Below are 20,814 nucleotides of genomic sequence, written 5' to 3' on the forward strand. Positions count from 1 at the left end.
ATGAAAAAGACGCTGATTATATTGGGCATGGTAGTGGCGCTGGTGATCCTGCCGTTCTTTATCAACCACGGTGGGGAGTACGGCGGTTCAGACGGTGAGGCGGAAAGTCAGATTCAGGCTATTGCCCCGCATTATGAACCCTGGTTCCAGCCGTTGTATGAACCTGCAAGCGGTGAAATTGAAAGTCTGCTGTTTACGCTCCAGGGATCGCTGGGCGCAGCCGTGATTTTCTACATCCTGGGTTATACCAAGGGCAGGCAACGCCGTGATGACAGGGCTTGACAGGCTTAGCTATCAAAGCCGTTGGGTTCATGTCTCGCCGGTGCGGAAATTTCTGCTCTGGCTGGTGATGATGATTCTGGCGTTTACTCTGCCCCCATTGGGGCAGGGTATTGAGCTTTTACTTATTGCCGCGCTGAGCTGCTGGCTGCTGCGTATTTCCTTCTGGCGCTGGTGCCGTTGGATGGCATTACCGTTTGGTTTTCTCACGGTTGGCGTGGTGACCATTTTGTTTAGCATCAGCCGCGATCCACAGACGCTGTTGGCCAGCATACCTGTGGGAAGTTACTGGTTGGGGATCAGCGCACCAGGTCTGGTAACCGCCAATGAAACCTTCTGGCGCAGCCTTGCCGCGCTGGCGGCAACTTTCTGGCTGGTGCTGAATCTGCCGTTTCCGCAATTAATTATCTTACTCAAACGCGCGCATGTTCCTCGCCTGCTAACTGAGCAGATCCTGCTGACCTGGCGGTTTATTTTTATCCTGTTAGACGAGGCGCTGGCTATTCATCGCGCACAAACGCTGCGTTTTGGTTATCGTAGCTTGCCGTTGGGCTACCGCTCTCTGGCAATGCTGGTGGGATTGCTGTTTACCCGCGTGTTGATCCGCTACCAGCAAATGACCACCACACTGGATATCAAACTGTATCAGGGTGATTTTCACCTGTAAGGAAAAGTATGCTTGCCACCTCAGCGCTTTGGTTTCGCTATCAGGATGACCCGATCCTCAAAGGGCTAACGCTGGATTTTTCTACGCATGCCGTCACCGGGCTGGTAGGCGCTAATGGTTGCGGGAAATCCACGCTGTTTATGAACCTGAGTGGCTTATTGCGCCCACAGCAAGGGGCGGTGATGTGGCAGGGCAAACCGCTGGATTACAGCAAGCGCGGCCTGCTGGCGCTGCGTCAACAGGTGGCAACGGTATTTCAGGACCCCGATCAGCAAATCTTTTATACCGATATCGACAGCGATATCGCCTTTAGCCTGCGCAATCTTGGGGTGGATGAAGCTGAAATCGCTCGCCGCGTGGAAGATGCGCTTACGCTGGTCGACGCCCAGCATTTTCGCCATCAGCCCATTCAGTGTTTAAGCCATGGGCAAAAAAAACGCGTAGCGATTGCCGGGGCGTTGGTGTTGCAGGCGCAGTATTTGCTGCTGGATGAACCTACTGCTGGTCTTGACCCATCAGGCCGCACGCAGATGATTGAGATTATCAAACGCATCGTAGCGCAAGGAAATCACGTCGTAATTTCCAGCCATGATATCGATCTTATCTATGAAGTCAGCGATGCGGTGTACGTTTTACGCCGGGGCGAAGTGCTCACGCACGGCGCGCCAGGCGACGTTTTCGCCCGTACGGATCTTATTGAACAAGCGGGATTAACTCAGCCCTGGCTGGTGAAGCTGCATACCGAGCTGGGCTTCCCGCTGTGTAAAACAGAGGCTGAATTTTTTAGCTGTATGCGAGAGAACGCACTGAAGGAGGCGTCATGACGCAGGCAATAATGTTGCAGGGAACGGCATCTGATGTGGGTAAAAGCGTATTGGTCGCCGGGCTGTGTCGTATTTTTTATCAGGATGGACTGCATACCGCGCCGTTCAAATCGCAGAACATGGCGCTGAACTCTGGCATTACGCCAGAGGGAAAAGAAATGGGCCGCGCGCAAATTTTTCAGGCTGAAGCCGCAGGTATTACGCCAGATGTGCGTATGAACCCGGTGCTGCTTAAACCGACCAGCGATCGAAAAGCGCAGGTGGTGCTGATGGGCAAAGTGGCGACCAATATGGACGCGGTGAGTTACCACGAGTACAAGCCACGTCTGCGGGAACAGATCCTGTCAGTTTATAACAGCCTGGCGCAGGAGTTTGATGTGCTGGTGCTGGAAGGTGCGGGGAGCCCGGCAGAGATTAACCTGCGCGATCGCGATATCGTCAATATGGGTATGGCAGAGATGGCTCAGTGCCCTGTCGTTTTGGTGGCGGATATCGATCGTGGCGGAGTGTTTGCTTCCATCTACGGCACGCTGGCGCTGTTGCACGATCACGAACGCGCGCGGGTAAAAGGGGTGATCATCAATAAGTTTCGCGGTGATGTGACGCTGCTGCACTCTGGTATCGAGCAAATTGAAGCGCTGACCGGTGTTCCGGTACTGGGCGTGATGCCATGGCTGGATGTTGATCTGGAAGATGAAGATGGCGTTGCGCTGCAAAAGGGCAAGTATTTGCGCACTGACAAACGCGACATCGACATCGCCGTTGTTCAAATTCCACACATATCTAACTTTACTGATTTTAATGCGCTTGCTGCGCAGCCGGATGTGCGCGTGCGCTATGTTCGTCAGCCTGAAGAGTTGGCGGGGGCCGATCTGGTGATTTTGCCGGGTAGTAAAAATACCCTTGGCGATCTGGTGTGGCTGCGTGAAAGCGGGATGGCACATGGCGTCGTGCAATTACATCGTAATAACGTACCGGTGGTGGGGATTTGCGGCGGCTATCAAATGCTCGGTGACACCATCATTGATGAAGTAGAGTCGGGACTCGGTACGCTGCCGGGGCTGGGCTTGCTCAATACAGTCACCCATTTTGCCCAGCACAAAACCACGACCCTGGTTGAGGGAAAAATGTCCTCATCGCTTCCTGACTGGTTGGCGGGCACGGCGGGGTTATCCGTTCGCGGTTATGAAATTCATATGGGCGAAACAGCATTAACCGATGAATGCCGGTCGGTGATGACGTTGCACAAAGACGGCGGCAACGTTGCTGACGGCGCGGTCACTCCGGATGGCCTGGCGTTCGGCACCTATCTTCACGGTCTTTTCGACAGCGATGATTTCACCCGAGCGTTGATCAATGGCCTGCGAGAACGTAAAGGGTTAGCTCCGCTGGATTCCACCTTCCATTACGCGCAATATAAATCGCAGCAGTTTGATCTGCTGGCGGATGCGATGCGGCAACACATCGATATTGAGAAAATTTATACCATCATGCAGCAACACCGGGAGCCAGTATGATGATTCTGGTTACTGGCGGCGCGCGAAGCGGTAAGAGTCGGCATGCGGAAGCGCTGATCGCTGATTCCCCAAACGTTTTGTATATTGCGACTTCGCAGATTTTTGATGAGGAGATGGCTGCGCGAATTCAGCATCATCGCGATGGACGTCCTGCGCACTGGCGGACAGCCGAACGTTGGCAACATCTTGATGAACTGATCACGGACATGAACGATCCTCAGGAAGCTATTCTGCTGGAATGCATCACCACGATGGTGACCAACTTGCTGTTTGCGCTGGGCGGTGAAAGCGATCCGGACAGCTGGGATTACGCGGCGATGGAGCAGTCTATCGAAGGTGAAATCCGTTCGCTGATCGCAGCCTGTCAGCGCTGCCCGGCAAAGATCGTGTTGGTCACAAACGAAGTGGGAATGGGGATTGTGCCGGAGAACCGTCTGGCGCGGCATTTTCGTGATATTGCAGGACGCGTGAACCAGCGACTGGCGGCGGCAGCGGATGAGGTCTGGCTGGTGGTATCAGGAATTGGAGTCAAAATTAAATGAGTAAGTTGTTCTGGGCAATGCTCTCTTTTATCAGTCGCTTGCCCGTTCCTGCTCGCTGGTCGCAAGGACTGGATTTCGAGCATTATTCCCGCGGTATTGTGATGTTTCCCCTGATTGGCGTCGTGTTGGGAGGGCTGACGGGGCTGGTCTTTATGGCGCTCCAGCCCTGGTGCGGTATTCCGTTGGCGGCCCTTTTTGCGGTGCTGACGCTGGCGTTGCTGACCGGGGGATTTCATCTGGATGGTCTGGCGGATACCTGTGACGGCATTTTTTCGGCGCGCCGACGCGAGCGGATGCTGGAAATCATGCGCGACAGTCGTCTGGGCACCCACGGTGGACTGGCGTTAATTTTCGTTTTACTGGCGAAGGTGCTGGTGGTGAGTGAACTGGCTTTGCGTGGCACGCCGATGCTGGCCGCGCTGGCAGCTGCATGTGTCGCCGGGCGAGGAACGGCGGTGTTGCTGATGTATCGGCATCGCTATGCCCGCGAAGAAGGGCTGGGCAACGTTTTTATTGGCAAAGTCACCGGGCGTCAAACCTGCGTTACGTTGGGATTAGCGGCGATCCTTGCCGCCGTGCTACTTCCCGGCATGCGCGGCGTGGCAGTGCTAGTTGTCACAATAGTGGCGATTTTTATTCTTGGGCAGTTATTAAAACGCACGTTGGGTGGGCAAACCGGCGATACGCTGGGCGCTGCCATTGAACTTGGCGAGTTGATTTTCTTGCTGGCTCTGCTCTGAGTCAGCCCACATACTGGAACCCTTATGCAGACTTTAACCTCTTTACTCCGCACGATCCCATCACCCGACAGTGCCGCGATGCTGCGTGCACAGCAGCATATCGACGGCTTGCTTAAGCCGCCGGGAAGTTTGGGGCGACTCGAATCTCTCGCCGTACAATTGGCCGGGATGCCTGGCCTGAAGGGTGTGCCGCATGTGAATGGCAAAGCGATGCTGGTGATGTGCGCCGATCACGGTGTGTGGGATGAAGGGGTTGCCGTTTCGCCTAAAGTTGTCACGGCTATTCAGGCTGCCAATATGACGCGTGGAACGACCGGCGTCTGCGTCCTGGCCGCTCAGGCGGGGGCGAAGGTCCATGTGATAGATGTTGGGATTGATGCTGAACCTATTCCCGGTGTGGTGAATATGCGTGTGGCACGCGGCTGCGGCAATATAGCCGAAGGTCCGGCAATGAGCCGTTCGCAGGCAGAAGAGCTGTTGCTGGAAGTCATCCGCTATACCCATGAACTGGCAAAAGACGGCGTAACGCTGTTTGGTGTCGGTGAGCTTGGTATGGCAAATACCACACCTGCGGCGGCCATTGTCAGTGTGCTGACCGGCAGTGATGCTGAGGAAGTCGTGGGTATTGGCGCTAACCTCCCTCTTTCTCGGGTGGGGAATAAGGTAGACGTTGTGCGCCGGGCAATTGCCGTCAATCAACCGGATCGCCTTGACGGTGTCGATGTGCTGGCTAAGGTTGGCGGGTTTGATCTTGTCGGTATGGCGGGGGTGATGCTTGGTGCGGCCTCCTGTGGCCTGCCGGTCGTGCTGGATGGTTTTCTTTCGTATTCTGCTGCTCTGGCGGCCAGCCAGATTGCACCGCAGATTAAACCCTACCTAATCCCGTCACACTTCTCCGCTGAGAAGGGTGCCCGCACCGCGCTGGCGCATCTTGAATTAGATCCTTATCTGAATATGGGGATGCGTTTAGGTGAAGGTAGCGGGGCCGCGCTGGCGATGCCGATTATTGAAGCTGCCTGCGCTATGTACAAAAATATGGGGCAGTTAGCCGCCAGCAATATTGTGCTTCCAGATGGTAAGGAAGCGTAGTTACCGCTCAACCTGAACCTCGCCTGATGGCGAGGTTTTTTTATGCGCAGATATGTCGTAACCCACTAAAACAGATAATAAAAGCTATACTTAACGGATATCTGTTGCGACGAAGGAAAGGAAAAAGATGCGTCGTGTAAAACTGCTTTGTTCACTCATTATGCTGCTTGCGAGTCAGGGCGCACAGGCGGTGAGTTATCCGCTGCCGCCAGAGGGGAGTCGCCTGGTGGGTAGTCCTTTGACTATTACGGTTCCACCAGGAAACACCAAGCCGCTGGAGGCATTTGCCGCTCAGTACGGGCAGGGGTTGAGCAATATGCTTGAAGCCAATCCGGGCGTCGATGTTTTTCTGCCTAAATCGGGTTCAACGCTGGTTGTGCCGCAGCAACTGATACTTCCGGATACCGTGCGCGAGGGGATTGTCATCAACGTCGCCGAGATGCGGCTTTACTATTATCCTGCTGGCAGCAATACGGTTGAGGTTTTACCCATTGGCATTGGTCAGGCGGGTAGAGAAACGCCGCGTAACTGGGTGACGGCGGTCGAACGTAAGCAGGAAGCACCAAGCTGGACGCCGACGCCAAATACCCGACGGGAATACGCTGCACGCGGGGAAAGCTTGCCAGCATTTGTGCCTGCCGGGCCAGAAAATCCGATGGGCCTGTATGCAATTTATATTGGCAGGCTTTATGCCATTCACGGGACAAATGCCAATTTCGGTATTGGTTTGCGGGTAAGTCAGGGGTGCATCCGTTTGCGGAATGATGACATCAAGTACCTGTTTGATACGGTGCCTGTAGGGACGCGTGTACAATTAATTGACCGACCGGTGAAATACAGCGAAGAGCCGGACGGTAGTCGCTGGGTGGAAGTACATGAGCCGCTGTCACGAAACCGTTCGGAATGCGAGTCTGACAGAAAGGTGCCTTTACCAGTCACTCCCGCTTTGCGCACCTTTATCAGCGGGAATGACGTGGATGTGAGCCGCGGGAGCCAGGCGTTGGAAAGACGTTCCGGTATGCCGGTGAACATCAACCTGGTACAGAAGCATTTTTAATTTTCAGGGCGACTTTGTTGACCTTCAGGTCGGATGGGTCGCTTTTTTAATTTGATACTGCCCCATTTTTACCACGCCAATATGGTCAGCCATTAGTTGGGCTTCGTGTTCACTGTGGGTAACCAACAGCGCCGTTTGCCCGGCGGCGCGCAAAATATCCCGTACCTCGTTGCCAAGACGCTCACGTGTGCGCTTATCCAGGCTGGAGAAGGGTTCATCCAGCAACAGGATTTCCGGATGTGGCGCCAACGCGCGCGCAAGGGCGATACGCTGTTGTTGCCCGCCGGAAAGCTCATGCGGATAGCGGTTGGCATGGCTGTGTAACTCCACCATTTTCAACAGCTCAGTCACTCTGGCCTGTTGTTCCTCACGCGGCATGCGACGCAATCCAAAGGCCACATTTTGCTGTGCAGTCAGATGGGGGAATAACGCATATTCCTGGAAGACCATGCCGACATGACGTTTTTCCGGTGGCAGATGAACGCCGGGACCGGCAACACGGCGCTGTGACACATAGATCTCTCCGTTTTTCAGGCGTTCAAATCCGGCAACTGCGCGTAGTACCGTGGTTTTCCCGCAGCCTGAAGCACCCAGCAGACAGGCAATTTCACCTTTACGTACCGACATTGAAAATCCGCTCAGTACCGATTGCTGGCTGTTGCCATAAGCAACGTGTACATCCTCGAGTCGTAATGCAATTTCTGACATTGTTGCTCTCTTAACCACGGCGAGTCATTTGGTGACGCACCAACAAAATAACCGGTAGCGTGCCAGCTAAAACAATCATTAGCGCGGCGATAGCACCTTCTTCATAGGTTCCACGTGCGGCTTCCGCATACAGTAACGTTGCCAGCGTTTCAAAATTGACCGGGCGCAAAAGCAACGTTGTTGGCAGCTCTTTCATGGCATCAGCAAAAACCAGCAGGGCACTGCTGACTAATGCCGGGCGCAGCAGGGGAAAATGGACTCGTGCAAACGTCCCCGCACCATTCTCGCCCAACAGACGAGACGCCTGTTCCAGCGAAGGTGGAATGCGGCCCAGACCAGAATCCAGCGCGCCAATGGCAATCGCCTGGAATCGCATGGCACAACAAATTACCAGCAGGATCCCTGCGGACATCAGCGGCAGACCGCGAACATCCAGTAAATCGGCCAGCCAGCGGTCGACAGCCATGGCGGGGAGTAAAAAACCAATCGCCAGAATTGTGCCGGGAACCGCATAGCCTAAAGAGGCCAGACGCATCACGCCGCGACGAAATCCCGGCATGGCGTTGTCTGCGGCGCTATGGCGCGCGCTCCAGGCCACCAGCATACTGACACAAACCACCACCAGCGTGGTTCCCGCTGCCAGCGATAGCGTATTTTGCAATGCTGACAGTAACGAAGAGGAAAGGGGGTTCTCATCGCCTATGCGTTTGGCGCTTTCCCACATTAAAAACAGTACCGGTGCCAGAAAACCCAGTACAACCGGCAGTGAAATAACGCCACCGAGCAGCCAACCGCGCCAGCCCTGCACGCGCGAAGGTTGAATTTCCCGCAGGCTGCGGCTGCTGAATCCTTGTTTTCTGCGACCATAAAATTCCAGTGTCAGAATCAGGAATATAAACATCAGCATCATGCAGGCAATTTGCGCCGCAGCAGATAAATCAGAACGCGAGATCCATGTGGTGTACACGGTAACGGTTAACGTCTGTACCCCGAGAAACTCCGATGCGCCAATATCGTTGAGCGTTTCCAGCAGTGCCAGGCTGATCCCAACGGCCAGTGCCGGACGGGCCATGGGCAAAGCAACACGAAAAAAAGTTCCGGTTGCGCTGCATCCCAGCGTGCGTGCGGCTTCCAGTAAATGGGCGGGCTGGCTGATAAACATAGCGCGGGTTGTCAGATACACGTATGGGTAAAGCACTAATCCGAGCAGGATGATTGCGCCGGAAAGTGAGCGTAAATCTGGCAGCCGGAACTGTCTTGGGCTGTCAAAGCCCAGTAAAAAACGGATAAAGGTTTGCAGGGGGCCAATCGGATGCAGCAGATCGAGCCACGCAAAGGCCACAATGTAGGTTGGCATTGCCAGCGGCAACAGTAACGCCCAGCTAAGAATTTTACGTCCAGGAAAATCCCATGCCGTTACCGCCCATGCGCTGCCTACGCCAATCACACCGACCATCACCGCGACACCGGCTAATAACAGCACGGTATTTTTTAGTGCGGCAGGCAGTACATACGTCAGGAGATTATCCCAGTGAGATAAATCGGCCTGGGTAGCCTGCCAAATCAGCGCAATGATCGGTGTCAGAACGCCAAGCGCTACGCACAGCGCGCCAAGATGTAGCGGCGTTAATAATGACTGCGGCCCGGAAACCAGGCCGCGTAACGTCGGAAACTGCAGAGGTTTATTGATCGAATCCAACTTTATCTACCAGCAGACTAGCTTGTTTACGATATTTAACGATTTCGGTTAACGGCGTTTTATCGACGTTGATTTCACCAATAGTTGCGCTGATAACCGGATCAAGCGTCACGCCTTTCAGTACCGGGTATTCGAAGTTCGCTTTCGCATACTGCTGCTGGGCAGGTGCGGAAACCAGATATTCCATCAGCTTAACGGCATCGGCTTTATTTGGCGCATAGCGGGCTACAGCTGCGCCACTGATGTTGACGTGTGTACCGCCATTTTCAAAGGTGGGTTTAACGACTTTAATCGCATCGCCCCACTGACGTGCATCACTGCCTTCTTTGGCGTTTTTCATATGGCCGACGTAATAGGAGTTGGCGAGACCAATATCGCAAATTCCGCCGAGAATATCGCGAGCAACATCGCGGTCGCCACCGGTAGCTTTACGCGCCAGGTTAGCTTTCACACCGCGCAGCCATTCTTCGGTCTTTGCTTCACCGTGATGAGCAATCATTGCGGCGATCAGCGCCGTGTTATACGGGTGCTGTCCGGAACGAATACAGACTTTACCTTTGTACTCAGGGCTGGCGAGTTGTTCGTAATGCCAGTTATCGATTGGCAGTGACTTCTCGGCATACAGCACGCGGGCACGCATCGACAGCGCAAACCACTGATTATCTGCGCCGCGCAGATTAGCCGGAATAGCGGTTTTCAGTGCTTCAGACTCTACTGGCTGAGTTACACCCGCTTCCACTAAATCAATGAGGTTACCGGCATCGACGGTCATCAGCAGGTCGGCAGGTGAATTTTTACCTTCAGCTTTAACGCGCTCAAGCATACCGTCCTTGATATAGACCGTACTGACTTTGATGCCGCTGGTTTTGGTCCAGCTATCAAGCAAAGGCTGGATCAGACCCGGTTCACGGGTGGTATAGAGCGTTAACGTTTCCTGAGCGAAAGCCGGTAGGCTAACAGAGAAGACCAGGGCAGAGGCAAGTGTGATACGGCGCAGTCCGGCGCGAGGCAGAGAATTCATCGTTTATATCCCAGAGTAATTGGAACGTACAGTGAACCGAGCGGGGGCTCGTTCCTTTGGCTCGCGTACAATAAATGATAATCACTAGCACTTACAATAATTGCAAAGTTTAAACGATTTACATTTACATAACTTTAATCAACGTTGTGATGTGGCATGTAACAGCGGTGCAGAGCAGGCAGGGGGCTTATTAGAGTGTTTTTATAGCGAACGGAAAAGCAAAAAGCCTGCTTAGTTTCCTAAGCAGGCTTCTTAAAAATGGCTCCTCTGACTGGACTCGAACCAGTGACATACGGATTAACAGTCCGCCGTTCTACCGACTGAACTACAGAGGAATCGTGTGAACGAGGCGCATATTACTGACCTCACCATGAGGTGTCAACAGTAAAATTAGCACGTCATTTCAATTGGTTAATTAATCTTCAAATTCAGCGTTAATGCACATTTGGTGAGCGACAATGGCCACCTTAGCGGGTATCGCGTAACCGCTCCATGGGGTTCTGGCGGTAAAATTGAATGAAACGTTGCCATAAGGCCGGAAAACGTGGTGCAAATAATTCAGGGGCACTGAAGAAATACTCCGATAGAACGGCAAAGCATTCGGCAGGATCGGTCGCTGCGTAGGCATCTATACTGCACGCGGTTTCACCGACCAGATCAATTTCATCCTGAATGTTATTCATTGCGGCATGCAGGTCGTGCTCCCAACTGGCGATATCGCGCAGGGGGATTGCCGGAACACCGCTGGCACGGTCGCCATTACGCATATCAAGCTTATGTGCCACTTCATGGATGATCAGATTAAAGCCGGAGGCATCAAAAGAATCCTGAATGTCGAGCCAGTTAAGGATTATCGGACCTTGTTGCCAGCTCTGCCCGGACTGTACAACGCGTTGATTATGCACCAGCCCAATATCGTCCTCCCATTCATCGTCTACGACAAACGGGGCAGGGTAGATGAGAACTTCATGAAACCCGTCGAGCCACTCGATCCCTAATTCCAGAACAGGTAAACAGAAAAGCAGCGCAATGCGCGCACTTTTCAGTGGGTCAAGTTCAAACCCCTGAAGCGCTACCAGTCTTTTTTGCTGTAAAAAGCGCTCGGCCAGGGCGATAAGCCTGGCTTGTTCTTGCTCGGTGAGATTCACCAGAAGAGGAATAGCCAGGGCGTCGTCCCACGGCCAGTCGTCACTCCGGGTTGTTTCTTGCTCTTTCCAGGGCCACTTAATCATCGTTTTGCTCGCAAACTCGTCACTTGAACGAAATTGACGGAACGGGGTCTGTTAAAATGCCAAATTACCTGGCATCATGGCAACCGCCAAAACGGAGAGATGCCAGAGCGGCTGAATGGACCGGTCTCGAAAACCGGAGTAGGGGCAACTCTACCGGGGGTTCAAATCCCCCTCTCTCCGCCACTATTCAAGCACTTGCACGCCTCGCTTTCAACGACAGTTCTCATGGATGTTTTTTTCTTTGAGTATCCTCACAAGTTTATCGTTGTAATGCCCGTGTGATAAAAAAATACGTTTCGTATAAATAAAAAGCCCGCTTCATATGAAGCGGGCTTGCTTGTTTTTGCGTCAATTAGAACTGGTAGACTAAACCAACGGCAACGATGTCGTCAGTTGCGATACCATTGCTTTCATAGAAGCTGTCGTCTTCGTCCAGCAGGTTGATTTTATAATCGACATAGGTGGACATGTTTTTGTTGAAATAGTACGTCATGCCCACATCAACATATTTTACCAGGTCTTTGTCGACATAACGCCAGTTACCACGACTGACTTCCTGACCACCTAAATCGCTACCTTTAGATTGCAGGTAAGCGATGGAAGGGCGCAGACCGAAGTCGAACTGATACTGTGCAACAACTTCAAAATTCTGCGTTTTGTTGGCAATACCGCCTTTCGCGGAGCCATCATCATTTTTTCCGCTACCGTATGCTGTCATGTTACGGGTTTCTGCGTACATAGCAGCCAGGTACACGTTGTTCGCGTCATACTTCGCACCAACAGTCCATGCATCTGCTGTTTCACCGCCTGCATAGCTGTTGCGATGATTAATTCCATCTTGATAACCTTTAGCAACCTGGTTATTTGAACGGTCAGAGCTGGAGTATGCTGCCCCGAGGCTTAAACCGAAGTCGAAATCATAGGAGGTTGACAGGCCGAAACCGTCGCCGTTCTCTCTAGATAATTTACGGTTCTCACCGTTACCAGTACCTTCGCCTGCTCCTGCACTTTCATTATTACCCTGGTATTGCAGGGCGAAGTTCAGGCCATCAGCCTGGCCAAAGAAACCATTATTGCGGTAGGTGGCCACGCCGTTGGTACGACCAGTCATATAGACGTCGGTCTGGGTGTAGCTATCGCCACCGAATTCCGGCAGCATATCGGTCCAGGCTTCAATGTCGTAGACCACGCCATAGTTACGACCGTAGTCGAAAGTACCGTTTTGGCCAAAACCTAAACCGGCAAAGGCCAGACGGGTCGCAGAATTTGCGCCTTCACCTTCAGCTGTGTTGGCCTTAATGTTATATTCCCACTGGCCATAGCCAGTCAGCATCTCATTAATCTGTGTTTCGCCCTTAAAACCCAGACGGGCATAGGTCTGATCGCCATCGTCGCCAGGGTTATCAGAGAAATAACGCAGACCATCGACTTTACCGTACAGATCCAGTTTATTGCCGTTCTTATTATAGATTTCAGCCGCATTTGCTGCGCCTGCAGCTAATAAAGCAGGGAGAAGCAGTGCCAATACTTTTCTTTTCATTATGTATTCCCTTTGCATGATAATTAAAATGAATATGTAGTACTATCCGAGTGACTACATTTGGATACTATCTATGAAGTTCATTTAATTTAAAATATAACATGTAACAAATATATTTAAAATATTCCAAATGTTTCTTTTGCATCTTTATATAATTATGCGTGTGTGTTAGTTACATTGGTATTCGCCATGTCAATTGTTTTTAATCAGTTAGTTATATGTGTTTATCTATTTATTTGTTATGTGTATTTTATTTGTTTTAGATGTTTGTTTTTAATATTCATATAAATTATTTTTCGATATTGGCGTGGTGGGCTTTATAAATTCATGTGGATTTTATTTTTAGTGCAATAATAAAAGATGATTATGTAATGGGGCGGGCAGTGGTCTGCAATGAAAATTATTGCTAAGGTGATTTTCTTTCTACAAAGGGAGATAGCATGGAACTGCACGACTGGCAGTCGCGATTTGAAGCCTGGTTAGCTGATAACCATTCCGGACAAGATGCTGCGCATGACATCTTTCACTTTCGACGTGTGTGGATGACGGCGCAAAAGCTGGGTACAGATGCCCCCGTGGACTGGCTGGTGGTGCTGACCGCATGCTACTTCCACGATCTCGTCAGCCTGCCGAAGAACCATCCTGAGCGTTATCGTTCGTCGGTACTGGCAGCTCTGGAAACACGTCGCGTTTTGATGCGCGATTTTCCGGATTTTCCACGACAGCGGTTATCGGCAGTGTGTCATGCCATTGAGGCGCACAGTTTTAGCGCCAAAATCGCGCCAGAAACCCTTGAAGCGAAAATCGTGCAGGATGCAGACCGGCTTGAGGCGCTGGGTGCAATTGGTTTAGCGCGCGTATTTGCCGTTTCAGGGGCGTTAGGGGTTGCGCTGTTTGATGCGGAAGATCCGTTTGCCCGCAAGCGTAGCCTTGACGATAAACAGTACGCGCTCGATCACTTCCAGACCAAGTTATTGACGTTGCCGTTGACGATGCAAACCGAACGAGGGCGGCATTTGGCACAACATAATGCGGATTTTTTACTGACGTATATGGCGAAGCTGAGTGCGGAGTTAAAAGGAGAATACGAAATGCTGGATCTTGACGCGATTCAACCCTTTAAAGCGCGCTAGTCGTCAATACGGCTGAAACGTCAACCGTGCTAATTTATGTTAATCTGTCGGTTATCCATTTCTGCCGGTTAAATGTATGCAGGATAATTTTTCAGTAGCAGGCTCCATGAACCCGATGACAGATGAAAACGAGACCGACGTGCAGGTGATGTTGGCCAAGTTGCTTGAAATATATGACGTGAAAACGCTGGTTGCTCATCTGAATGGCGTTGGCGAGAACCGCTGGAGCCCGGCCATCTTTAAGCGAGTGGTTGCTAATGAAACATGGCATCGCCTCAGCGACCGCGAGCTCATTCATCTGAATACTTTGTTGCCGAAACCACCTGCGCATCATCCGCACTATGCCTTTCGCTTTATCGATCTTTTTGCTGGCATTGGCGGTATTCGTCGCGGCTTTGAAGCGATTGGCGGGCAGTGCGTGTTTACCAGTGAGTGGAACAAGCATGCGGTGCGCACCTATAAAGCGAACAACTACTGCGATCCGCTCCAACACCGCTTTAATGAAGATATTCGTGATATCACACTCAGCCATCATGACGGGGTGAGTGACCAGCAGGCGGCAGAACATATTCGCCAGCATGTTCCTGAACACGACGTGCTGTTGGCCGGATTCCCTTGCCAGCCATTTTCTCTGGCTGGTGTATCAAAGAAAAACGCGTTAGGGCGGGCCCATGGTTTCGCCTGTGATACGCAAGGCACGCTATTTTTTGACGTGGTGCGCATTATCGATGCGCGTCGGCCAGCCATATTTGTGCTCGAAAACGTCAAAAACCTGAAGAGTCACGATCAGGGCAAAACGTTTCGCATCATTATGCAAACGCTGGACGAGCTGGGTTATGACGTGGCGGATGCGGCGGATAACGGTCCGGACGATCCGAAAATTATCGATGGGCAACATTTTTTGCCTCAGCATCGCGAACGTATCGTGCTTGTCGGCTTCCGACGCGATCTAAATCTGAAATCAGACTTCACGCTGCGGGATATCGTCACGCGTTATCCGCCGCGGCGTACCACGCTGGCGGAGCTGCTTGAGCCGACCGTCGATGCGAAATATGTGCTGACGCCGGTGCTGTGGAAATACCTCTATCGCTATGCGAAAAAGCATCAGGCGCGGGGCAATGGATTTGGCTATGGCATGGTGTATCCCGGTAACCCTGATAGCGTAACGCGCACATTATCTGCGCGTTATTATAAGGATGGGGCGGAGATCCTGATTGACCGTGGCTGGGATATGGCGCTGGGTGAAAAAGATTTTGACGATCCGCAGAATCAGCGCCACCGCCCACGCAGACTTACGCCCAGAGAGTGCGCGCGTCTGATGGGGTTTGAATCTCCGCAGGGCTATCAGTTCAGGATCCCCGTGTCGGATACCCAGGCTTATCGCCAGTTTGGTAATTCGGTGGTCGTTCCGGCATTTGCGGCGGTGGCCAGGCTGCTGGAGCCGAAAATCAGGCAGGCAGTTGCTATTCGCGAGAAAGAGAATCAGCGTGGCAGACGTTCACGATAAAGCAACACGCAGTAAAAATATGCGGGCGATAGCTACCCGCGATACCGCAATTGAAAAACGCCTTGCCAGCGTGCTGACAGAGCAGGGGGTAACTTTTCGCGTGCAGGATGGGACGTTACCCGGTCGCCCCGATTTTGTGGTGGATGATTATCATTGTGTGATTTTTACTCACGGCTGTTTCTGGCACCACCACGATTGCTATTTGTTTAAAGTCCCCGCGACACGAACGGAATTCTGGCTGGAAAAAATAGGCAAAAATGTCCAGCGCGATGCGCGGGATTGTGAAAAGTTGCAGGTTCTGGGCTGGCGCGTACTGATTGTCTGGGAGTGTGCCCTGCGTGGTCGCGAAAAGCTGGACGATGAAGCGTTATCTGAACGTGTCATCGAGTGGATCTGCGGCGGTGGTGACACCGCGCAGATCGACACTCTCGGTATTCATTTACTGTAACGTTTTTTCCGACGGGGTAGCAACGGCATCCGCTTTAACAGGGAACAGGTATTTCCCCAACGTCACCAGCACCACAGCAAACACGATCACGCCGAGTGCCAGCCATTCGATAGGAGCCAGTCTTTCTCCCCCCAGACCGGTACCTAACAGCACGGCAACAACCGGATTGACGTAGGCATAGCTGGTGGCTAGCGCCGGGCTGACATTGCGGATCAGGAACATATACGCATTAATGGCAATAATGGAACCAAACAGGGCCAGGTAAGCCACCGCCATAAAGCCTGAAAATGTTGGCATGGTGGTCAGTTTTTCCCCGGAGAGTAGCGATGCACACATCAGCACTATACCGGCGGCTAACATTTCAATGGCTCCGGCCATCATGCCAACGGGTAGGGTAATGCGTGAACCGTACACCGAGCCAAACGCCCAGCTTATCGAACCGATCAGGATTAAAATAGCGCCCCACGGATTGCCACTTAAATTGCCTCCGCTGTTTAGCATGATGATCCCTGCTAGCCCAATCGCTATCCCCAACCATTCCAGCTTGCGCGTTTTGATGCCAAAAAAGTGGCTAAAACACAGCGTAAATAGCGGGACGGTGGCGACCACCACGGCGGCAATACCAGAAGGGACATTTTGATGTTCTGCGACGGTGACCAGCCCATTACCCACAGCCAGCAGCAGGATACCAATTAGCGCGGCGTTCAGGATTAGGCGTAAGGGGGGCAGCTTATGCCCACGAATAAGTAAGAAACTTGTTAATAAAACTCCCGCGGAGAGAAAACGTACGGCTGCCATCATTAACGGCGGCCAGCTTTCAACGCCAATGCGAATAACGAAGTACGTGGAACCCCAAATGATGTACAGCGCGAATAGCGCACTGAAAAGCGGTAACAATTGCCTGAAACGCATAATCCCTCACGGTGGAAATAAAAAGGTGCAACATAGTAAACGTCAAAACTATCTTACTGGCGAGATTTATAATTACGTGTTGATGTTAAAAACTTGTTGACCAGAAAGGTCAGTTTCAGCATGGCGTGTTTTACTTCATACTTATGACTGCAAAAAAATAATATTGAGGGTGAAAATTTTGGCAGGAAGTAGCTTACTGACCTTACTCGATGATATCGCCACGCTGCTGGATGATATTTCAGTGATGGGAAAACTGGCCGCGAAAAAAACCGCGGGCGTGCTGGGGGATGATCTGTCGCTTAATGCGCAGCAGGTGTCGGGCGTGCGGGCTAACCGCGAACTCCCGGTAGTCTGGAGCGTGGCGAAAGGATCGTTTGTTAACAAAGTTATTCTGGTGCCGTTGGCGCTATTGATAAGCGCATTTATCCCCTGGGCGATCACCCCCTTATTAATGGTAGGCGGGGCGTTTCTCTGTTTTGAAGGGGTGGAAAAGGTTCTGCATACCCTGGAGGCGCGTAAGCACAAAGAAAGCCCGGAAGAGCGTCAGCAGCGTCTGACTGCTCTGGCCGCACAGGATCCACTCACCTTTGAGAAAGATAAAATCAAAGGGGCAATACGTACCGACTTCATTTTGTCTGCCGAGATTGTCGCGATTACGCTGGGTATTGTCGCGGACGCACCCTTGCTGAATCAGGTGTTGGTACTATCTGGTATCGCGTTAGTGGTGACCGTGGGCGTGTATGGCCTGGTTGGGATTATCGTTAAGCTTGATGACATCGGGTACTGGTTGGCAGAAAAGCGTAGCCTGCTTGCCCAGTCGCTGGGCAAAGGGTTGCTGGTGGTTGCCCCCTGGCTTATGAAAACACTTTCTGTGGTCGGCACACTGGCGATGTTTTTAGTGGGAGGCGGCATTGTGGTACACGGAATATCGCCGCTGCATCATGCGATTGAACATTTTGCTCAGCAGCAAAGTACATTGATTTCGCTAATGCTTCCGACCCTGCTTAACCTGGTGCTCGGCTTTATCATCGGTGGGATTGTCGTTCTGCTGGTAAAAGCTGTCGCCAGAGTGCGCGGAGTTTCGCACTAATTGTTACAGGACTGATTACGCAAAACGCCTCTTTGTCATCTAAGGTGTAAAGGTTTCTCTTGATACAGGAGGCAGGTATGGTCTTTTCTGTCAGTGAGGAAGTCACCTCCAAAGAGGGTGGCCCACGTATGATCGTTACCGGGTATGCCAGCGGAATGGTGGAGTGTCGCTGGTACGACGGCTTTGCCGTTAAACGGGAAGCATTCCGTGAAGATGAACTGGTGGTGCCTGGCGAGCGAAGACAGCTCTCCCAGGATGCCTGAACATTTGGCTCGACCGTAACCTGGTGATCTCTCACCCATTAGTTATATTTATCATTCCGGTGAGAATTATTTACTTGTCAGGCAAAAAAATTGCAGATAAGGTTTGGTTCACATCAGATTTTCTGGTGTAACGAATTTACAAGTGCTTCTTGCATAAGCAAGCTTGATCCCGACCCGATAAGGGCCGGGATTTTTTTCGCCCTCAGTCAGCGATTGATCTCCGACACGCTAAAGTCATGGATATCAAGCTCGAACGCATCGGCCAGTTCATGCCATGTATGGTAATCACGCCCGTCAACGCTGACGCGCTCCGGGTCATCCTGGCTACGATGAATTTCACTCTCGCAGATTTCGTTGATTGCCTTTAGCAGCGCGTCGACATCGACGCTGACTTCACGTTTGGCCGTATCGCTGTACTCTTTCGCGGTTTTCATCCTCATACCTCTCAACCGTTAAGGATACCGGGGGAGCGTACCCAAACATCAGATACGCACAACTTAAGTATAGACCGTCGATAAAACCCGCAATCGCGCGTGCACAGCGCTGCCAGAAAAAGGAATTTGTTCTACACTGGCACAAAGCCACAGGAGGAAAACTATGAAGGTGAATGATCGGGTCACAGTCAAAACGGACGGCGGTCCTCGTCGACCGGGCGTGGTACTGGCAATCGAAGAGTTTAGTGAAGGCACCATGTACCTGGTTTCGCTGGAAGACTACCCGCTCGGTATCTGGTTCTTTAATGAATCAGGTCATCAGGATGGTATCTTTGTGGAAAAAGTGGAGTGACATGAGTTCTGCTGTTTGATTCTGACTGGTGGAGTCGCCACCAGTCAGAACGTCTTAGCGCATATTCACAAAGATACCATTGGTGACGTTATCCGTAAGCCTCACAACGTGATAGATAACTTGCTTATTATGCGTTTTAATCTTTCGTTTTATATTCCCCTTATGGGATGACACCGTCTTGGCTTTGATATTCATTTGATCTGATATCTGTATTGTTCCCTGACCCTCCATCCACATACGCAGCATGCTGGATTCGGTTCGACTTAATGATAATGTCGGCAGATTCACATCAATAGCAATATCTACTTCCTTTTTCAGAATATCGCCAAGTAGTTTATCCAGTGAGTCAGGTTTAATCGATTTAGAACTAATCAATAAATTTTTTCTGACGAGTAGATATTCATCAAAATGCACGTTGGCAATTGCCATAAACACAATAAATAATGTGCTGGGATGCTGATTAATGATTTGCTTTATTTGCTGGCTATTAGCAGGATCGTGGATAAAGCAGTCCTCATTAATAAACACCACAGCAGGTTGTTGAGAGACACAGGCGAGACTGAGTTCATCAACGTTGGAAATGTTGTTGATTTCCCTTTTTTTCACTCCCCGACTTACCAGATATCCGGTTAACCCTAGTCGGGTGTAACTGCATAAATCCATAATAATCGTTGACATGGCATACCCTCACTCAATGCGTAACGATAATTCCCCTTACCTGATTATTTCATCACAACTAAACGGAATAATAACGACCCAAGATGACGCTTTCGCTGTTTTTCAGGCGAATTTACTATCCCGTAAAGTTGCGTATAATTTGCCAGGAAACATCTTAAAGTAAAGTGAATGTTGCGTTATGTGAGTGAGGCAAAAACAAATAAGCCGCGACAGAGATATCCTGGTGGATGTTGTCACTTTTTAAATTTAGGACAATCCTTAGTAAAACAGGATAAAAAATAAGGTTTATTATTTTCCAGGCATTTCGCTGACGATATCGGCCAGTAAATTAAAAATTTCACTGAATAATCGTTCGCAGAATGGCGCAATTAATGGCATTAGTGCCGCCATTAGTGAAATACCTACGGTCAGAGTGAGAGGAAAGCCGATGACGAAAACCGACAGCTGTGGCGCCATGCGATTTAACAAACCAAGTGCGAGGTTCAGCGTGAGCAGCAGCGTCATTACCGGCAGGGCCAGCATTAGCCCATTGAGGAAAATCAGGCTGCCCGCCCGTGCCAGCGCGAGAAACGCATTGCTGTTCACCGGATTGCCGCCGATGGGCAGAGTATGAAAAGTATCTACCAGCAGCGATATCAGCCATAAATGGCCGTTAAAGGTCAGGAACAGCAGCATGGCGAGCATGTCGATCAGTCGAGCCAGTACCGGCATATTCAGACGGCTACCGGGATCGAAGAACGTCGCGAAGGAAAGGCCCATTTGCAGGCCAATTAATTCCCCGGCGGTACGTACTGCGGCAAACGCAAACTGCATGGTGAAGCCTAAAGCGATACCGATCAGGATTTGTTGCATTGCCTGCCAAAGCGCGCCAACAGAAAAGATGGGGACGTCAACGGCGGGAATCGACGGGGCAATAACGACGGTAATCATCAATCCCAGCCCCAGCTTTACCCGTTTAGGGATGGCTCGTTCACTGAGGATGGGGGCCGTTGAGATGAGCGCCAGTATGCGCAGCAAAGGCCAAAAGTATAAATTCAGCCAGTGGAGCCACTCAACGCTGGACACCTGCAACATAACGTTGT

General features: G+C 51.4%; 23 protein-coding genes and 2 tRNA genes. 15 read left to right on the forward strand and 10 right to left on the reverse strand.

Annotated elements, in window-relative coordinates; translation table 11 throughout:
* The 8 genes from IB222_RS08855 (at position 1) to ldtA (ending at position 6,715) form a co-directional block, all read left to right on the forward strand.
* A complete protein-coding gene (locus IB222_RS08855; RefSeq protein WP_003030289.1) occupies positions 1-282 on the forward strand; it encodes an energy-coupling factor ABC transporter substrate-binding protein in 282 nt (93 codons plus the stop codon).
* Positions 269-946 (forward strand): energy-coupling factor ABC transporter transmembrane protein, encoded by a 678-nt coding sequence (locus IB222_RS08860; protein ID WP_003834087.1) that lies wholly within the window; start codon positions 269-271, stop codon positions 944-946. The genes IB222_RS08855 and IB222_RS08860 overlap by 14 nt, the downstream gene beginning before the upstream one ends.
* An 8-nt stretch (positions 947-954) precedes the next feature.
* Entirely contained in the window at positions 955-1,770 is an 816-nt protein-coding gene (locus IB222_RS08865; RefSeq protein ID WP_048224333.1) for an energy-coupling factor ABC transporter ATP-binding protein, read from the forward strand.
* Complete coding sequence (locus tag IB222_RS08870) at positions 1,767-3,287, forward strand: cobyric acid synthase (protein ID WP_149384311.1); 1,521 nt, start codon at positions 1,767-1,769, stop codon at positions 3,285-3,287. The genes IB222_RS08865 and IB222_RS08870 overlap by 4 nt, the downstream gene beginning before the upstream one ends.
* A complete protein-coding gene (gene cobU / locus IB222_RS08875; protein ID WP_003834083.1) occupies positions 3,284-3,829 on the forward strand; it encodes a bifunctional adenosylcobinamide kinase/adenosylcobinamide-phosphate guanylyltransferase in 546 nt (181 codons plus the stop codon). The genes IB222_RS08870 and cobU overlap by 4 nt, the downstream gene beginning before the upstream one ends.
* The gene (gene cobS / locus IB222_RS08880; RefSeq protein WP_149384310.1) at positions 3,826-4,569 is read left to right on the forward strand and encodes an adenosylcobinamide-GDP ribazoletransferase; all 744 of its coding nucleotides are present in this window, start codon (positions 3,826-3,828) and stop codon (positions 4,567-4,569) included. The genes cobU and cobS overlap by 4 nt, the downstream gene beginning before the upstream one ends.
* A 24-nt stretch (positions 4,570-4,593) precedes the next feature.
* Complete coding sequence (gene cobT, locus IB222_RS08885; protein ID WP_003834080.1) at positions 4,594-5,658, forward strand: nicotinate-nucleotide--dimethylbenzimidazole phosphoribosyltransferase; 1,065 nt, start codon at positions 4,594-4,596, stop codon at positions 5,656-5,658.
* Between the two features lie 127 nt (positions 5,659-5,785).
* A complete protein-coding gene (gene ldtA / locus IB222_RS08890) occupies positions 5,786-6,715 on the forward strand; it encodes a L,D-transpeptidase (RefSeq protein WP_149384309.1) in 930 nt (309 codons plus the stop codon).
* 24 nt (positions 6,716-6,739) lie between these two features.
* Here the strand turns inward: ldtA and IB222_RS08895 are convergent, their stop codons facing one another.
* The 5 genes from IB222_RS08895 to mtfA form a co-directional block, all read right to left on the reverse strand.
* The gene (locus IB222_RS08895; protein WP_149384308.1) at positions 6,740-7,423 is read right to left on the reverse strand and encodes an ABC transporter ATP-binding protein; all 684 of its coding nucleotides are present in this window, start codon (positions 7,421-7,423) and stop codon (positions 6,740-6,742) included.
* Positions 7,424-7,433: 10 nt separating this feature from the next.
* On the reverse strand, positions 7,434-9,122 hold the full coding sequence (locus IB222_RS08900; RefSeq protein WP_149384307.1) for an iron ABC transporter permease: 1,689 nt from the start codon (positions 9,120-9,122) through the stop codon (positions 7,434-7,436).
* Entirely contained in the window at positions 9,106-10,143 is a 1,038-nt protein-coding gene (locus IB222_RS08905; RefSeq protein WP_148361817.1) for an extracellular solute-binding protein, read from the reverse strand. The genes IB222_RS08900 and IB222_RS08905 overlap by 17 nt, the downstream gene beginning before the upstream one ends.
* 259 nt (positions 10,144-10,402) lie before the next feature.
* Positions 10,403-10,478, reverse strand: a tRNA-Asn gene (locus IB222_RS08910).
* 132 nt (positions 10,479-10,610) lie between these two features.
* The gene (gene mtfA / locus IB222_RS08915; protein WP_126317759.1) at positions 10,611-11,375 is read right to left on the reverse strand and encodes a DgsA anti-repressor MtfA; all 765 of its coding nucleotides are present in this window, start codon (positions 11,373-11,375) and stop codon (positions 10,611-10,613) included.
* A 93-nt stretch (positions 11,376-11,468) separates the two neighbouring features.
* Between mtfA and IB222_RS08920 the strand changes: the two genes are divergently transcribed.
* Positions 11,469-11,558: transfer RNA gene (locus IB222_RS08920), tRNA-Ser, on the forward strand.
* A 169-nt stretch (positions 11,559-11,727) separates the two neighbouring features.
* Here IB222_RS08920 and ompC read toward each other — a convergent pair.
* On the reverse strand, positions 11,728-12,915 hold the full coding sequence (ompC, locus tag IB222_RS08925; protein WP_148361818.1) for a porin OmpC: 1,188 nt from the start codon (positions 12,913-12,915) through the stop codon (positions 11,728-11,730).
* A gap of 440 nt (positions 12,916-13,355) precedes the next feature.
* On the opposite strand from ompC, the gene IB222_RS08930 reads away from it, so the two are divergent.
* From IB222_RS08930 to IB222_RS08940, 3 genes are all read left to right on the forward strand, one after another.
* Entirely contained in the window at positions 13,356-14,048 is a 693-nt protein-coding gene (locus tag IB222_RS08930; protein WP_148361819.1) for a phosphohydrolase, read from the forward strand.
* Positions 14,049-14,154: 106 nt separating this feature from the next.
* Positions 14,155-15,555 carry a DNA cytosine methyltransferase gene (locus tag IB222_RS08935; RefSeq protein WP_187392921.1) on the forward strand — a complete coding sequence of 467 codons (1,401 nt, stop codon included), beginning with the start codon at positions 14,155-14,157 and terminating at the stop codon, positions 15,553-15,555.
* Positions 15,536-16,003: a very short patch repair endonuclease gene (locus IB222_RS08940; protein WP_003834064.1), complete on the forward strand. Its 468-nt coding sequence runs from the start codon at positions 15,536-15,538 to the stop codon at positions 16,001-16,003. The genes IB222_RS08935 and IB222_RS08940 overlap by 20 nt, the downstream gene beginning before the upstream one ends.
* Here IB222_RS08940 and yedA read toward each other — a convergent pair.
* Positions 15,995-16,915, reverse strand: coding sequence for a drug/metabolite exporter YedA (gene yedA / locus IB222_RS08945; protein WP_148361821.1), 921 nt, complete (start codon positions 16,913-16,915; stop codon positions 15,995-15,997). The two genes, IB222_RS08940 and yedA, sit on opposite strands and share 9 nt — an antisense overlap.
* Positions 16,916-17,093: 178 nt before the next feature.
* On the opposite strand from yedA, the gene IB222_RS08950 reads away from it, so the two are divergent.
* On the forward strand, positions 17,094-18,005 hold the full coding sequence (locus IB222_RS08950) for a DUF808 domain-containing protein (protein WP_003834061.1): 912 nt from the start codon (positions 17,094-17,096) through the stop codon (positions 18,003-18,005).
* 77 nt (positions 18,006-18,082) lie between these two features.
* Positions 18,083-18,268: a DUF2158 domain-containing protein gene (locus IB222_RS08955; protein ID WP_148361822.1), complete on the forward strand. Its 186-nt coding sequence runs from the start codon at positions 18,083-18,085 to the stop codon at positions 18,266-18,268.
* Between the two features lie 206 nt (positions 18,269-18,474).
* On the opposite strand, the gene yodD is transcribed toward IB222_RS08955, so the two are convergent.
* Positions 18,475-18,702: a YodD family peroxide/acid resistance protein gene (gene yodD, locus IB222_RS08960; protein WP_003030417.1), complete on the reverse strand. Its 228-nt coding sequence runs from the start codon at positions 18,700-18,702 to the stop codon at positions 18,475-18,477.
* A gap of 163 nt (positions 18,703-18,865) precedes the next feature.
* On the opposite strand from yodD, the gene dsrB reads away from it, so the two are divergent.
* Entirely contained in the window at positions 18,866-19,054 is a 189-nt protein-coding gene (gene dsrB, locus IB222_RS08965) for a protein DsrB (RefSeq protein WP_003030419.1), read from the forward strand.
* A 54-nt stretch (positions 19,055-19,108) separates the two neighbouring features.
* Here dsrB and rcsA read toward each other — a convergent pair whose 3' ends face one another.
* Positions 19,109-19,732, reverse strand: a complete 624-nt coding sequence (rcsA, locus tag IB222_RS08970; RefSeq protein ID WP_003030421.1) for a transcriptional regulator RcsA — start codon at positions 19,730-19,732, stop codon at positions 19,109-19,111.
* Between the two features lie 288 nt (positions 19,733-20,020).
* Positions 20,021-20,806, reverse strand: a complete 786-nt coding sequence (fliR, locus tag IB222_RS08975) for a flagellar biosynthetic protein FliR (protein WP_003834057.1) — start codon at positions 20,804-20,806, stop codon at positions 20,021-20,023.
* Positions 20,807-20,814 lie beyond the last annotated feature (8 nt).

Source organism: Citrobacter sp. C13 (assembly GCF_014596815.2).
Classification (GTDB): Bacteria; Pseudomonadota; Gammaproteobacteria; order Enterobacterales; family Enterobacteriaceae; genus Citrobacter; species Citrobacter portucalensis.